General features: G+C 72.1%; 14 protein-coding genes. 4 read left to right on the top strand and 10 right to left on the bottom strand.

The features are described 5' to 3' along the window. Positions 1-9 precede the first annotated feature (9 nt). On the bottom strand, positions 10-1,284 hold the full coding sequence (locus tag QRN49_RS15840) for an ABC transporter substrate-binding protein (RefSeq protein WP_284756624.1): 1,275 nt from the start codon (positions 1,282-1,284) through the stop codon (positions 10-12). A gap of 118 nt (positions 1,285-1,402) precedes the next feature. Here QRN49_RS15840 and QRN49_RS15835 point away from each other — a divergent pair, with 118 nt between their 5' ends. Beyond that, positions 1,403-2,434, top strand: a complete 1,032-nt coding sequence (locus tag QRN49_RS15835; protein WP_284756623.1) for a LacI family DNA-binding transcriptional regulator — start codon at positions 1,403-1,405, stop codon at positions 2,432-2,434. A 251-nt stretch (positions 2,435-2,685) separates the two neighbouring features. Here the strand turns inward: QRN49_RS15835 and QRN49_RS15830 are convergent, their stop codons facing one another. Continuing rightward, complete coding sequence (locus QRN49_RS15830; RefSeq protein WP_284756622.1) at positions 2,686-3,516, bottom strand: helix-turn-helix domain-containing protein; 831 nt, start codon at positions 3,514-3,516, stop codon at positions 2,686-2,688. Positions 3,517-3,648: 132 nt separating this feature from the next. Between QRN49_RS15830 and QRN49_RS15825 the strand changes: the two genes are divergently transcribed. Genes QRN49_RS15825 through QRN49_RS15815 form a run of 3 tightly spaced genes read left to right on the top strand, consistent with a single transcriptional unit; the run spans position 3,649 to position 6,790 of the window. Further along, positions 3,649-5,217, top strand: a complete 1,569-nt coding sequence (locus tag QRN49_RS15825; protein ID WP_209049551.1) for a sensor histidine kinase — start codon at positions 3,649-3,651, stop codon at positions 5,215-5,217. Positions 5,218-5,256: 39 nt separating this feature from the next. Further along, on the top strand, positions 5,257-5,919 hold the full coding sequence (locus QRN49_RS15820; RefSeq protein ID WP_214561486.1) for a response regulator transcription factor: 663 nt from the start codon (positions 5,257-5,259) through the stop codon (positions 5,917-5,919). Between the two features lie 13 nt (positions 5,920-5,932). Continuing rightward, positions 5,933-6,790, top strand: coding sequence for an EamA family transporter (locus QRN49_RS15815; RefSeq protein ID WP_284756621.1), 858 nt, complete (start codon positions 5,933-5,935; stop codon positions 6,788-6,790). Between the two features lie 67 nt (positions 6,791-6,857). Here the strand turns inward: QRN49_RS15815 and QRN49_RS15810 are convergent, their stop codons facing one another. The 8 genes from QRN49_RS15810 to QRN49_RS15775 all read right to left on the bottom strand — a co-directional run bounded on the left by QRN49_RS15810 (position 6,858) and on the right by QRN49_RS15775 (position 14,652). Beyond that, on the bottom strand, positions 6,858-7,010 hold the full coding sequence (locus QRN49_RS15810) for a hypothetical protein (protein ID WP_017886018.1): 153 nt from the start codon (positions 7,008-7,010) through the stop codon (positions 6,858-6,860). A gap of 101 nt (positions 7,011-7,111) precedes the next feature. After that, the gene (locus QRN49_RS15805; RefSeq protein ID WP_035807629.1) at positions 7,112-7,441 is read right to left on the bottom strand and encodes a hypothetical protein; all 330 of its coding nucleotides are present in this window, start codon (positions 7,439-7,441) and stop codon (positions 7,112-7,114) included. Between the two features lie 243 nt (positions 7,442-7,684). Continuing rightward, on the bottom strand, positions 7,685-9,346 hold the full coding sequence (locus QRN49_RS15800; RefSeq protein WP_284756620.1) for a dipeptide ABC transporter ATP-binding protein: 1,662 nt from the start codon (positions 9,344-9,346) through the stop codon (positions 7,685-7,687). Beyond that, positions 9,343-9,933, bottom strand: coding sequence for a GbsR/MarR family transcriptional regulator (locus QRN49_RS15795; protein WP_111024188.1), 591 nt, complete (start codon positions 9,931-9,933; stop codon positions 9,343-9,345). Before QRN49_RS15795 ends, QRN49_RS15800 begins: the two co-directional genes overlap by 4 nt. Then, the gene (locus tag QRN49_RS15790) at positions 9,930-11,339 is read right to left on the bottom strand and encodes a serine hydrolase (protein WP_284756619.1); all 1,410 of its coding nucleotides are present in this window, start codon (positions 11,337-11,339) and stop codon (positions 9,930-9,932) included. Before QRN49_RS15790 ends, QRN49_RS15795 begins: the two co-directional genes overlap by 4 nt. Before the next feature lie 84 nt (positions 11,340-11,423). Continuing rightward, positions 11,424-12,314, bottom strand: coding sequence for an ABC transporter permease (locus QRN49_RS15785; protein WP_027464676.1), 891 nt, complete (start codon positions 12,312-12,314; stop codon positions 11,424-11,426). Continuing rightward, positions 12,311-13,252 carry an ABC transporter permease gene (locus QRN49_RS15780; protein WP_284756618.1) on the bottom strand — a complete coding sequence of 314 codons (942 nt, stop codon included), beginning with the start codon at positions 13,250-13,252 and terminating at the stop codon, positions 12,311-12,313. The genes QRN49_RS15785 and QRN49_RS15780 overlap by 4 nt, the downstream gene beginning before the upstream one ends. Beyond that, on the bottom strand, positions 13,252-14,652 hold the full coding sequence (locus tag QRN49_RS15775; protein ID WP_284756617.1) for a M14 family zinc carboxypeptidase: 1,401 nt from the start codon (positions 14,650-14,652) through the stop codon (positions 13,252-13,254). The genes QRN49_RS15780 and QRN49_RS15775 overlap by 1 nt, the downstream gene beginning before the upstream one ends. Positions 14,653-14,658: the final 6 nt, after the last annotated feature.

Below are 14,658 nucleotides of genomic sequence, written 5' to 3'. Positions count from 1 at the left end.
GGGGCCGGATCAGCCGTTGGCCAGCAGGCTGTTCATCTTGGTCTGGGCGGTCTCGAGCGCCTGCTTCGGCGCCACCTGGCCCTTCATCGCGAGGGCGATCTGCTGGTCGAGGAAGTCCGTCATCGCGGAGTTCGCCTCGACCGGGTTGATGACCTTCGCCGTCTTCAGGGCTTCGTTCGCCAGGACCCGGGCCTCGCCGTTCACGGTGCCGTCGTCCTTCGAGAAGTACGGGTCGGACTGCGACGACGTGGTGGACGGGAAGATGTTGACCTTGTGGGCGAACGCCTCCTGGTTCTCCGCGTTCGTCATGAACTTCGCGAAGGCCTCGGCGGTGGCGAGGTGCTTCGACTTGCTCGAGACCGACAGGCCCTGCACGTAGAGCGGCGGGGTGTCGAGTGCGGGGCTGACGGTGACCTTGCCCTTGAGCGACGGGTTGTTCTTCTCGAAGTCGGCGAGCGAGGTGGCACCACCGGTGGTCCAGGCGACCTTGGCCTGTGTGAACAGGGTCGAGTTGCCGAGGTAGTCGCTGTTCAGCACGTTGGAGGGCATGTAGCCGTCCTGGTACGCGTCCTTGTAGCGGTCGATCAGGTCGGCGGCCTTCGACGAATCGGCGAAGGTGAACTTCGTGCCGTCGGCGTTGAGCACCTTGACGCCGGCGAGCGTGAAGTCGCCGAGGCCGGGCTTCCGGCTCATCAGGTAGTCGGTCGGGCAGTTGTCGTGCATTGTCTTCGCCTGCGTGAACAGCTCGTCGGTGGTCTTCGGCGGGTTCTTCGCATCGAGGCCGCACTTGGCGAACATCGTCGAGTTCCAGTAGTTCACGTCGGTGTTGAGGTACCAGGGGTACCCGAACGTGCCGTCGACGCCCTTGTACTCGTAGGAGTCCAACGCGCCGGCGACGTACGTGCTGGCGAGCTTCGAGTCGTCCTTCGCGACGTCCTGCAGGAACCCGCGCTTCGCGAGCGGCAGGGCGATGTCCGGCGGCAGGTTGATCACGTCGGGCAGGCTGTTCGACGAGGCCTGGCTGAGCACCTTGTCGGCGTACCCGTCGCCGGGCTGGTCCTGCAGCTTGACCTTCGCGTCCGGGTGGGCCTGCTCGAAGTCCTCGATGACCCCGTTGAGGTAGCCCGTGTAGGTCGGCGTGAGCGCCCAGGTCTGCAGGGTGATGGTGCCGCTGATCTCGCCGCCGCCGTTGTCGGCCGCGTTCCCGCCGCTCGAGCAGCCGGTCAGGACGAGCGCCGTGGCGGCGGCCGTCGCGAGCAGCGCGGTGGCGCGGCCCCTCGTCATGCGTGTGGTGGTCCTCATGGCGTCTGACTCCCTCGTCATAGCTGAACCGGTTCAGCAGCAGTCACCGAACCCGTGTGTGGCAGCCACTGTGAATGACTAAAGCGCTATAGTCAACCCCGTGGCCACCAAGCGTCGAACGACGATCGCCGACATCGCCGCGCGGGCCGGCGTGTCCATCAGCGCGGTGTCGTTCGCGTTGAACGACCGCCCCGGCGTCTCCGACGAGACCCGTCGCCGCGTGCGCGAGATCGCCCGCGAGCTCAACTGGCAGCCGCACACCGCGGCCCGGGCGCTCGGCGGCGCGAAGGCCGGTTCCATCGGGTTCGTGCTGAACCGCCCGGCCCGGACCCTGGGCACGGAGTCGTTCTTCGGTGACCTGATCTCCGGCATCCAGCTCGGGCTCGCCGGCACCCACGTCGGCATGAACCTGCTCGTCGCGCGTGATGCCGAGGAAGAACTCGAGACCTACCGGGACTGGTGGCGCGGACACCGTGTCGACGGCGTGATCGTGATCGACCCCCGTCGCGACGACGCCCGGCTCGCCCTGCTCGCCGACCTCGGCATGCCGACCGTCGTCGTCGGCTCGCACCCCTCCCCCGACGGTGCCGCCCCCACGGTCTGGATCGACGACTCGGACGCCACCGACACCGTTCTGCGGTACCTGCACGCCCTCGGGCACCGACGCATCGCGCACGTCGCCGGGCGGCCCGAGTTCGAGCACACCGCCATGCGCATGGACCGGCTGCGGGCGTTCGCTGCCGAGGAGGGGCTCGACGACGCGGTCTCGGTGCCGACGGACTACTCGGCCGAGGCCGGCGCGAGCGCCACCCGAACCCTGCTGTCCCGGAGCGTCCGACCGACCGCGATCGTCTACGACAACGACGTGCTCGCCGTCGCCGGGCTGGGCGTGGCGAGCGAGATGGGCGTCGCGGTGCCCGGGGACGTCTCGATCGTGTCCTTCGACGACTCGGCGATGATCCGGCTCGTCCGCCCGGCGATCACCTCGCTCACCCGCGACACCGTCGAGCTCGGGCAGCGTGCGGCGACCCTGCTGCGCGCGCAGATCGACGCCAGCGCCCCGCTCCCCTCACGCCCGGGCCCCTCGCTCACCCTGAGCGTCCGCGAGTCCACCGGCCGCGCCCCCGCCTGACCCGCTCCGGACGTCGGCACCGACGCCCCACTCCCGCTCCCGCTGCCGCCGCTCCCGCCGCCGCTCCCGCCGCCGCTCCCGAAGCGCGGCGTGGCTGCCTGCATCTGGCGCACGCACCGCACTGCACTGCGCCGACGCGGGATGACGTGGTCTTCTCCGCGCCGTGACGGTTCTGGTTCACGAAACCCGAGGATCGTGAACCAGAACCGTCATCGATGCGGATCGGAACCTCCTCCCCCCGCCCTCGACGGTCACCGGCGGTTCGTCGGGGGTCGGACCCGCTCGAGGGCCCGCCGCATGGACGACGTCGTGCTGCAGCCGAAGCGGGTCGCGACGTCGGACGGGCGGTCGCCTCGGGTGAGTGCGCTGCGGACGGCGAGACTGCGGTACCAGCGGCCGAGCTGCGCGGGCGAGCAACCCGTCGCTGCGACGCACCGGCGCTCGAGGGTGCGCTCCGACATCCGGACACCGACGAGGAGGGCCTGCAGAGACGACGGACCGGCCGGATCGAACAGGCGGTCGAGGATCCGCGCGAGACCGTTGTCGCCGAGCATCGGGGGTGGGTTGTCGCGGAGCACCGTCGTGACGACGAGCCGGGCGAGGGCCTGCTGCTGCGCGCCGTGCCACCTCCCGCCGTCGAGGTGTCCGACGTGGCGGAGCGCGACGCCGACGCCGGGCGAGGGCGCACCGGGTGGGCCGGTGCTCGCGAGGGGTGGGAGCGCGAGGACCTCGTCGGCGAGCGGGCCGAGCGTTGCGGCTCCGACGAGGACACCGGTCAGCGCGAAGAGTGCCTCGTGCGGGAACGCGTACGTCTCTGCGACGCGGGGCGGGCCGGAGCGCTCGGGGGCCGTGCTGATCGTGATCGTCGCGTGCCCTTCGACGAGGGCAGCGGTGCCGGCGTCGACGATCGCGATGTCGTCTCCGTGCCGGACCCACACGGAGCGGGACCGCGTCGCCACCCAGACGTGGGTGCCCGTCGGTTCGACGTCGAGCGTCCACGCCTCGTCGTCGGACCGGACCTCGGTGCCCGGCCCCACCTGGAGCCCGACGGCGTCGATCAGTGCTCGGAGCGCGTCACCCATCCGACGAGCGTGATCCATGGGCAGCACGCGTGGGCGTCGATCGGGTGGCCTGTGGAAGAGGGGGGATAACCCCACCCGGGGTGGGGAGAGGGCAGGATGGGGGAACGGCTCCGCGATCGCGAGGCTGGATGCATGACCGACACCGACCGCCTCGACCAGGCGCGAACCGTCCCGCTGGACGACGTCACGCCTTCGCCCGACCAGGCCCAGACCGTCCCGCTGGGCGGCTCCGTGCCCCCTGGAGCCACCAAGCCGATGCCCCAGTACCCGCGCCAGCACCAGCAGGACCCCCAGGACGACCGGCAGTCCCCGCCGGCGTCGTGGAGCGCCACCCCGCGGGTCGGGTCCGGTCCGGTCGGTGGTTCCGGTCGCGGGTCCGGCATGACCGCCGGGCAGTTCTACCGCGACGCGTGGAAGCGCCTGCCGCGGGACTTCGGCTACATGGCGCTCACCGCCGTGCTGCTCTGCACGCTGTACTTCGCGTTCCCGACGGCGATCTTCGGTGGCGGGTTCCGCGACCTCTTCAACCCCTTCGTCCTGCTCATGTTCTTCATCGCGCTGTTCGTGGCGCGGTGGCTCGGACAGTTCGAGAAGCTCCGCATGAGCTGGGCCGACCGACGCCCGATCCGCCCGGTGGACTGGACGCCCCGGTGGCAGCAGAACTGGTGGACCCGCACGGGGTCGGCCGTCGCCAACCCGCACTACTGGCTCTACCTGCTGCACGCCGCGGTCGTGTACCCGCTCGTCGCGGTCGTGACCGTCGGGACCGGTGCGCTGCTGCTCGTCGGCTTCGCCTGGCCGATCGTCGTGGGCGGACTGTACTTCGCGAGCAACGTCCGGGTCGGCTACTTCCCGGACAGCGTCGGGTTCGTGACCGGCGTCGGCGCCCTCGGGCTGCTGTCGATGACCGCCTCGGTCGTGCTCTTCCCGCTCTGGGCCCGCGGCTCCGTCCTGGCGCACTACTGGGTCGACTTCGGCTTGCTGGGTGGCTTCCGTGCCGAGCAGCTCGAGCAGCGCGTCGCCGGACTGCAGGCCTCCCGTGCCGGTGCCGTCACCGCCGAGGGGCAGGCACTCCGCCAGATCGAGCGCGACCTGCACGACGGCCCGCAGCAGCGGCTGGTGCGACTCCGCATGGACCTGTCCGCCGCCGAGCGCGCCTTCGAGAAGGACCCCGAGAAGGCCAAGCAGCTCATCGGTGAGGCATCCGAGCACGCCCAGGACGCCCTCGACGAACTGCGCGCCCTGTCACGCGGCTTCGCCCCGCCGATCCTGCTCGACCGCGGACTCGTCGCGGCGCTCGAGGCGCTGGTCGCCCGCACCCCGATCCCGGTGGGTCTGGACGTCCGGCTGCCCGAGGGCCTGGAGCTCGCCACGGAGATCCAGCGCAACGTGTACTTCACGGTGAGCGAACTCCTGACGAACACCATGAAGCACGCCGGCGCCACCACCGCCGGGGTGTACCTCGGCCTGGTCGTCGACGCCTCGGGCCTCTGGTACCTGACAGTCAGCGTCACCGACGACGGCCGGGGCGGTGCCCGACCGCAGCAGGGCCACGGGATCGAGGGCCTGATCGGCCGCATGCGGGCCCTCGACGGCGACCTGGTCGTCTCGAGCCCCGAGGGTGGCCCGACCGAGGCCACCGCCCGGATCCCCCTCGGTGCCCTGAACGGCGTCCCGACGGCGGCGAACCAGCGGTCGTGACCCCACGGGGGCGCCCGCGCTCCCACTAGGCTGGTCGGCATGACAGACGGCCCGGATGCAGCACGCATCCGGGCCGTCGTCGTCGACGACGCCGTCCTGCTGCGCGAGGGCCTGGCCCGCGTGCTCGACGAGGCCGGCATCGACGTCGTCGGGCAGTACTCCGACGCCCGGGCCTTCCTGGCGACGCTGCCCGAGGGTGCGCCCGACGTCGTGGTGATGGACGTGCGGATGCCGCCGACCTTCACCGACGAGGGCGTCCGCGCCGCCGTCGAGACCCGCCGGATCGCTCCACGGACGGGCGTGCTCCTGCTCTCCCAGTACGTCGAGGCCACCTACGCCGAAGACGTCCTGGCCGCCGGCGCGACCGGCATCGGCTACCTGCTCAAGGACCGCGTCACCCGGCTCGAGGAGATCGACGACGCCGTCCGCCGCATCGCCGCCGGCGGCACCGTGCTCGACCCCGAGGTCGTCACGCAGCTGATGAGCCGCCGCCGCGACCCGCTCGCGGCCCTGACCCCGCGCGAGCGTGACGTGCTCGGACTGATGGCCGAGGGCCGCACGAACGCGGCGATCGCCCGCGCCCTGGTGATCGGCACCGGTGCCGTCGAGAAGCACGTGTCGAGCATCTTCGGCAAGCTCGCGCTCGAGGACACCGGAGAGGACCACCGCCGCGTCCTCGCCGTCCTCGCCTACCTCGGATGAGCCGAGCCCGAGGATGAACCGGGTCCCCGCACCCCTGCTGGCCCTCACCGCGATGGTGTCCGTCCAGCTCGGCGCCGCGATCGCGAAGACCCACTTCGACGACGTCGGTGCGGTCGGGGCCGCCACGCTCCGGCTCGTCATCGGTGCCGTCGTGCTCGCCCTGGTGGTCCGTCCCCGCGTCCGGCACTGGACGCGAGCGCAGTGGCTCGGTGCGGTCGGCCTCGGCCTGGCGCTCGGCGGCATGAACGTCTTCATCTACCTGTCGTTCGCGAGCATCCCGATCGGTGTCGCCGTGACGATCGAGTTCCTCGGGCCGCTCGCCCTGTCGCTCGTGCACACCCGGCGCTGGCGCGATGCCCTGTGGGCCGTGCTGGCGCTCGCGGGGGTCGTGCTGCTCGGCGTCGGCCCGACCGCGGTGACCGAGGTGGGCGGGGTCGTCTGGGCGGTCCTCGCCGCCGCGTGCTGGGCGGGCTACATCGTGATGAACCGGCACGTCGGCGCCGCGATCCCCGGCGTCGACGGGCTCGTCGTGTCGATGGTGGTCGCGATGCTCGTGTCGTTGCCGTTCGGGCTCCGGTCCGCGGTCGACGGCGTCCTGCGCGAACCGACGCTCCTGATCGTCTTCGGCGCCGTCGCCGTGCTGTCCAGCGTGCTGCCGTACGCCCTCGAGATGCTCGCGCTCCGCCGGATGCCGACGCGGGTGTTCGGGGTGCTGCAGAGCCTCGGCCCGGCGATCGCCGCCCTGGCCGGCCTCGTCGTGCTGGCCGAAGGGCTCTCGGTGCTCGAGACGGTCGCCCTGGCGTGCGTCACCGCCGCGAGCGTCGGCGTGACGCTGTCGGCCCGTCGCCGACGCGGCGGACCGGTGGGGTGAACGAAGAGGAGGCCCGGATCACGTCCGCCGACGGCGGTGCGTGATCCGGGCCTCCTGAGAAGACCGTCTACTCGTCGCGCAGGAAGTCTGCGTACGTGGGTTCCGACTGCTCACCCGACAGGAGGGCCGGATCGTTGATCCGACGCTCGACGTAGGCGCTGATGACCTCGGGCGGGGTGAGCACGTGGGCGACCCAGGACGGCACCGCTGCGTTCTTCATGGTGCCTCCTTCGTGAGCACGGGTCCGGATCGAATGCCTCGATCAGTGAGTTACTTGCTGAACCCGCGTTCGCTAAACCATCCTCGGAGTGCGGGTGGAAGTCAACGCAGTGCGTTCTGCGGACTCCGGTTCGCGCTGTCCCGGTCGGCACGGAGCGTGCGGTGCTTCACCGCGGAACGCCACACCCACGCCTCGGCCTGCTGCCCGAACTGCGCCCACTCCACCAGTACGGCGTCGCGGGTCCAGCTCTTCGCGAAGGCCTTCACCCGGACGTGGAAGGTCGGGAACTGGATCCACGCCCAGACCGGCTTCGGGGTGACGGCGTGGCAGACGTCGCCGCCGCGGGCGTCCTCGGACAGGGAGTACGCGCGCGGACGCTCGACCTCCGGGTGTTCCGGGGGCTGCCACCGGTTCTCGCGACGCCGTCCCACGACGGTATTCGAACGTGTGTTCGAACGACAGTCAAGTCGACCGCGCCGTCTGGACGACGACCTCGCGTCGGACGGGCGTGTCGTCGGCGGGCGGCGGGGCGGGCGGGGACGCGTTCCCACGTCGTTGACGGTTCTGGTGCACGATCCCCGGGCGGCGCGAACCGGAACCGTCATCGCGCGGACACGAACGCCCGTCCCTCGCCGGTCGGAGCAGCGGGAGCGGACGCGCACTCCGGCTCCGGCTCAGCCCGCGCGGGCCGCCAGGCGCTCGGAGCGTCGGCATGCCTGCTCCGCGGGGTCCGGCACCGGGGCGGCCTGGATGAGCCGTCGTGTGTACGGGTCCTGCGGCGAGCGCAGGATGGCGTCGCGGGTGCCGTGTTCGGCGACCCGGCCGCCGTGCAGCACGACGACCCGGTCGCACAGGGTGTCGACCACGGCGAGGTCGTGCGTGACGAACAGGCACGCGAACCCGAGGCGTTCCTGCAGCTCGCGGAACACGTCGAGCACGCGGGCCTGCACCGACACGTCGAGCGCGCTCGTCGGCTCGTCGGCGATCAGGAGCGCGGGGTCGAGGGCCACCGCGCGGGCGATCGCGACGCGTTGCCGTTGGCCCCCGGAGAGTTCGTGCGGGTAGCGCTCGGCGTACCCGCCGTCGAGACCGACGTCGGCGAGGAGTCGCTCGACACGCTCCTCGACCTGCACCGCTGGCAGCCGGAGGATCTGACGGAGCGGCTCCGCGACGGTCTGCCCGACGGTGTACCGGGGGTTGAGCGACCGGAGCGGGTTCTGGAACACCACGCCGACGTGCTGGCGCATCTGGCGGCGGGCGGCTCGTCGTGCGCCGGCGACGTCGGTGCCGTCGACGACCACCGAGCCGGAGGTGATCGGCGCGAGGCCCACCGCGGCCCGGCCGATGGTGGTCTTGCCGCTGCCGGACTCCCCCACCAGGCCGACGATCTCGCCACGGCCGACGGTGAACGACACGTCGTCGACGGCACGGAAGCGCCCGCGCAGGGCGCCGCCGTACTCGACCACGAGGTGCCGGACGTCCAGGACGGCGGCCGGGGGCGCCGTGGCGGAGCCGAGCCGGGCCTCCAGACCGGACCCGGTGCCCATCCGCGGGACCGCAGCGAGGAGTTCGCGCGTGTAGTCGGCGGACGGAGCGGCGAAGACCGCCTCGGCGGTGCCGGTCTCGACGACGCGGCCGCGGCGCATCACGACCACGCGGTCGGCGAGGTCCGCGACGACGCCCATGTCATGGGTGATGAGCAGGATCGCGGTGCCGGTGCGCTCGCGCAGCGCGCGGAGGACGTCGAGCACCTCGGCCTGCACCGTGACGTCGAGGGCGGTCGTCGGCTCGTCCGCGATGAGCAGGTCCGGGTCGGCGGCGAGCGCCATCGCGATCATCACGCGCTGGGCCTGCCCACCGGAGAGCTCGTGCGGGTACTGGCCCAGGCGGCGTTCGGGTTCGGGGACCTCCACGGCGCGGAGCAGCTCGAGCGAGCGTTCCCGGACGGCGGCGCGGTCGTGCTGGCCGTCGGTGCGTCGGACGGCCTCGGCGAGCTGGAACCCGATCGTGAACACCGGGTTCAGCGCCGCGGACGGGTCCTGGAAGATCATCGACACGCTGCGGCCCCGGACCGACCGGAGGGTGCGCTCGTCGGTGCCGATGACCTCGAGGTCGCCGAGCCGGATGCTCCCCGAGGCGCGCGCACCGTCGGGGGCGATGCCCATCGCGGTCATCGCGGTCATGCTCTTGCCGGATCCGGACTCCCCCACGACCGCGACGACCTCGCCCCGGGCCACGGTGAACGAGGCGTCGTCGACGGCGCGGACGACCTCGCCGTCGACGTCGAAGGTGACGGTGAGGTGCTCGACGGTCAGGACGTCGGTGGTGCCGCTCATGGGGTCTCCGGAGGGTCGGTGTCGTCGCGGGCGGCCTTGAAGGCCTCCCACTCCTCGAGCATCTTGCGGTGGTAGCCCTGCAGCCACTGCATGTAGTCGCGGCCGTTGAGCAGACGCTCGCGGACCTCGGCGTCCACGTCGCCCGTGCCGGTGCGGCCGGCACCCTCGACGACGGCGAGCCCGCGGCCGATGATGTCGCGCTGCCGGTCGAGGTACTTCCGTTCGCTGGCGAGCCAGGAGCCCCAGACGTCGGCTTCGGCGCGGAAGTAGTGACTGCGCTCGCCGGGGACGATGTGGCGCTTCACGAACCCGGAGTCGACGAGCCGCCGGGTGGCCATCGACACCGACCCCGAGCTGGCGCCGAGCGCAGCCTGCAGGTCGGACGACGACGAGTGCGGCGCGCGGGTCATCATCAGGTAGCCGAGCACCCGGGCGTCGGTGAGGGGCATGCCCGCGCCGTCGTTGAGCATCAGGGCGAACTCCTCGACGAACGCCTGGCGCTCCGGTCCGAGCAGCCGGTCGTCGTCGGCGTCGGTGCCGGCGCCGTCGGTGCCGTCGGTACCGTCGGTGCCCCGGTCGTCGGTCACGAGGCCAGCCCGGCGGCCACCTCGGGTCGCTCGTCCGGGATCGACCACGGCTCCTGCGACATGCCGCCGCCGCCACGGATCGCCCGCACGGTGCCGTCCTCGTCGCGGGTGTAGGTGATGTCCTCGTCGACGGAGCCGAAGCGGTTGCCGTGGGTCATCCGCAGGGTGTCGGCGTCGACGATCTCGAGCCGGGTGGGGGTGTCCATCGGCTCGGGGCCGGACGGGTCGACCTCGACCAGCCGGTCACCGATCCGGGCGACGTCGGTGACGCCCCACGGGTTGGCGAAGCGTCCGGTGAAGGCGGCGGTGTCGACGTCGTCGGGTACCGGGGTCCCCGGGGCGTCGGCGTCGGCCGCGGCGTCGAGCATGGCGATGACCGCGGTGGCGATGAGCGTGGCGGGTCCGGCGGCGGCACTCGTGAGCACGGACACGACGAGCCCGGACGCCGGGTCGAACATCGACTGGGTGATGTGGCCGGGGAACCCGCCCGAGTGGCCGCGGATCTCCCGTCCGCCGATCCGGTCGACGATGAACCCGGCACCGTAGCCGCGGGCCGCGGGGTCGTCGGTGGCGCTCCAGGCCTTCCGCTGCGCGAGGCGCTTGGAGTGGTCGTCGAGCAGGGTGCCCTGCCCGATGACGTGCTGCGAGAAGTAGCGGACCAGGTCGGACGCGGTGCCGTGGAAGCCGGTGGCGGCGGCCATCGCGCGGGTGTCGACGTGGTCGATGCGCTGCCGGTGCCGGGCGGTGTGGAAGCCGGTGTACCCGACCACGAAGTCGTCGGCGCGTGCGGGGTCCCAGTCGGGGCCGGTGTTCCGCAAGCCCAGGGGTTCGGTGATCGACTCGCGCACGAAGTCGTTGTACGACTGCCCGGAGACCGCGGCGATGACCAGGCCGAGCAGGGAGTAGCCGAGGTTCGAGTAGTTGAACGACGAGCCGGTCGGCACCTTCTGGCCGCGGTCGAGCACGAGCGCCAGGAGTTCCTGCTCGTCGGGGAACGGACGGAGCAGGGACCAGTAGTCGCCGTCGTGTCCGTCGCGGATGACGCCGGCGCCCATCTCCATGAGCTCGCGCAGGGTGGCGTCGGCGAGCGGGGAGCCGCCGTCGACCAGGGCCGGGACGTACGTGCCGACGGTGTCGTCGAGCCGGAGCGACCCGCGCTCGGCGAGCTGCAGCAGGGCCGTCGCGGTGAAGGTCTTCGAGTGCGAGGCGATGCGGAACAGGTCGGTGGTGGTCAGGCGGCGCCCGGCCTCGACGTCGGCGTAGCCCCAGGCCTCGTCGAACAGGACCTCGCCGCCGTACCCGACGGCGACCTGCACGCCGGGCACCCGCAGCTGCCACACCTTGTACGACACCCACTCGCGGATGTAGGGCAGGGTCTTCCGGTACGCGGAGAGGGTGTCGGTCACGGTGGTCCTTTCGAAGGGCGGTGGTTCGAGTCTGGCGCGTCCGTCGCGACGGTGCCCGCCGCGACGCGGCGTGTGCCGTGCCGGTCAGCGCCGACGTGGGTCGAGCGCGGCGCGCAGCGTGTCGCCGAGCGCGATGACGGCGAGCACGGTCACGGCGAGGAACGCCGCCGGGGCGATGAGCATGTGCGGGGCCCGGAGGAACTGCGACGTCGCCGCGGACAGCTGCAGCCCCCACGAGATCGCCGGACGCTCCAGCCCGATGCCGAGGTAGGTCAGCGACGACTCGGACACGATGACCCCGCCGACGGTGATGGTGGCGAGCACGAGCAGTGGCGAGATCGACGACGGCAACACGTACCGGGTGGTGATCCGCCACGTCGATAGCCCCATGGTCCGGGCGGCGAGCACGAACTCGGCGCCCCGGACGCTGCGGACGCTCGACCGCACGAGCCGGGCCATCGTCGGCCACCCGAACAGGGCGAGCACGAGCGACACGGTGAGCACCGACCGCTCCCCCACGCTGTTCAGCACGACGACGGCGCCGAGCAGGAACGGGAACCCGAGGAACACGTCGGTGAGCCGGGCGAGGACGGCGTCGACCCACCCGCCGACCATGCCCGCGACGGTCCCGACGACGACCGCGACCATGCCGGCGAGCAGGGTCGTGAGCACCGCGACGGCGATCGACGACCGGGTGCCCCAGACGACGTTCGCGTACACGTCGCAGCCCTGCAGGTCGAAGCCGAACGGGTGCCCGGCGGTCGCTGACGCCCCGCTCCGGCCGAGGTCGCACACCCGGGGGTCGCCGTGGCCGAACAGGCCGGCGAACAGCTGCGGGAACGCCGCGATGAGCAGGACCACCACGAGCACCGACGCGGGCACCCAGAACCCCGGCGTCCGTGCGGCGGCGAGCAGTGGCCGACGCCGGACCCCGACGACGGGTTCGACGGTGGCGCCGAGGGCTTCGGTGGTCATCGGGAGGCTCCTGTCCGGACGCGCGGGTCGAGGGCGGCGTGCAGCAGGTCGACGAGCACGCTCGTGACGAGGAACACCAGGATGAGGGCGGTCGAGATGCCGACGACGACGGCGCCCTCGTGCGAGCGGATGCCCTGGAACAGCAGGTTCCCGACGCCCGGCAGGTTGAAGATGCCCTCGATGATGACGGTGCCGCCCATCAGGTACCCGAGGTCGGTCGCCAGGTAGGTGGCGGTGGGGATGAGCGAGTTCCGCAGCACGTGCACGCCGACGATCCGGCCCGGCGCGAGCCCCTTGGCACGGGCCGTCCGGACGTAGTCGGCGTCGAGCGTCTCGATCATCGACGTCCGGGTGAGCCGGGACACCGCGGCCAGGCCGAACAGGGCGATCACGAACGCCGGCAGGACGTACGCGGTCGGCCACCCGGCGGTGACGCCCGCGACCGGGAACCAGTGCAGCCGCACCGAGAACACCAGCTGCAGGGCCACGCCGAGCACGAACACGGGGACCGCGCCGACGACGATGGTGCCGACGAGCACCGTCTTGTCGAGCACGGTGCCGCGCTTGAGCGCCGAGACCACGCCGAGCCCGATGCCGAGGACGATCTCGAGCGCCCACGCGCTGATCGCCAGCGTGATCGTCACCGGCCACCGCGAGGCCATCTGCTCGCCGACGGACTGCCCGTTGAAGTCGGTGCCGAAGTCACCCCGGAACAGGCCGCCCAGGTACTGCACGTACTGCAGCCACAGCGGCTGGTCCAGGTGGTACTCGGCCCGCAGCGCCCGCACGACCGAGTCGGTCAGGGGGCGCTCGCCGCCGAGCGCCTTGATCGGGTCGCCGGGCAGCGCGAACGTCATCGCGTAGATGAGGAAGGTCACCCCGAGGAACACGATGACCAGGCCGCCGAGTCGTCGACCGACGGCGAGCGTCGGACGCATCACGCGCCTCCCGCCCGTCCCGTGGTGACCAGTGACGGTCGGGAGGCGCGGGTCGGGTCCGCCACGTGCGCCGCGCAGGCGAGGATCGCCCCGTACTGCACGCCCACGAGCTTCCCCACCGGGATCGGCTGCGCACCCGTCGACGCGTCCGCCTGCCAGCGCGCGTAGCGCTCGGCCAGGCGGTCGCGGAGCCGGCGGAGCGGCGCGGACGCCGTGCCGGCGGTCGTCTCCGCCTCGACGGCACGCAGGAGCATGCCGCCGTAGCGCAGGCGGAAGCAGCGGACGAGGTCCTCGCAGCCGAAGCGCTCCGCGACGGTGGCCGTCCGGTCGGCCGGTTCCCGTTCGGCTCGGCGGCGGTCGGTGTCCGCGATCCCGGCGAGCATCGGGACGAACGCACGGGAGGCCTCGACGAACGGGGACGGGATCGAGAGCATCGGCGACGCCTCGTCGAGGAACGCCTGCAGCTCCGCGCCCGAGGCACCGAGGTCGTCCGCGCACCGACGGAGCAGGTCGGCGTACGACTCGTCGGTCGGGGTCTGGTCGTCGGCGTCGAGGTGGCTCCAGTACGGCAGCTCGGCCACCATGCAGAGGGCCCCGTGCCGCATCGCCCACGCCGCGCTCGACCCACCGTGGATGTGCTCGCCGGGGTCGACACCGAGCTCCTCGAGGTAGGCGTACGCCGTCTCGATCCCGTCCATCGCGAACACCGCCGGGGCGAGCTCCCGCAGGTACGGGGACTCCGGCTCCCCGGTGTCGAGCGGCAGCCCGAGTGCGGCCGGCACCGCGTGCAGGGTGTCGACGACGGCGGGCAGGTCCTCGGACAGGTAGTAGTAGACCCCGCCCATCTCACCGTTGTGCAGGCTCACGAGCAGGTCCGGCTCGGTGTCGTCGATGAGTCGCATGAACGCGAGCGTCTCGGGCAGCACCTGGTCGAAGTACACCGACTTGTAGCTGTTCGGGAACGTCCACTCGACCTGGCTGTCCGGGGCCGGCCGGTAGAAGTGCCGCGAGTAGAACACGCGGTCGTGCGGGTCGTGGAACCACGCCTCGTTGAGCCGCATGCCGTCCGGGTCGATCGTCGGGACGATGTGCCAGGTGACGTCGAGGGCCTGCACCCGCTCGTCACCGAGGGCCGTCTCGGCGAGGTGCAGCGCCGTCCACGAACCGATCGGCTCGTTCGGGTGCACCCCGCCGACCACGACGGCCGCGTGCGACCCGGTGCCGATGCGGTAGCTGTGCAGGGGTTCGCCGAGGCGGCTCGTGCCGATCCGGGTGACCGTGACCCGGTCGGGGTGCGCCGCGGCGAGCGCGGCGAACCGGGCGTGCAGGTCGTCGACGAGCGGGAAGCCGTCGCGGTCGGGGACGTCGCGGACCAGGTCGAGGACGGTGTGCTGCTCCATGCCCCG

Origin of the sequence: Curtobacterium sp. ME-Dv--P-122a, from assembly GCF_030209645.1 — a bacterium.
Taxonomy (GTDB): Bacteria; Actinomycetota; Actinomycetes; order Actinomycetales; family Microbacteriaceae; genus Curtobacterium; species Curtobacterium flaccumfaciens.
The sequence above is the reverse complement of the archived record's forward strand: the minus strand, read 5'-3'. Positions and strand labels throughout refer to the sequence as shown.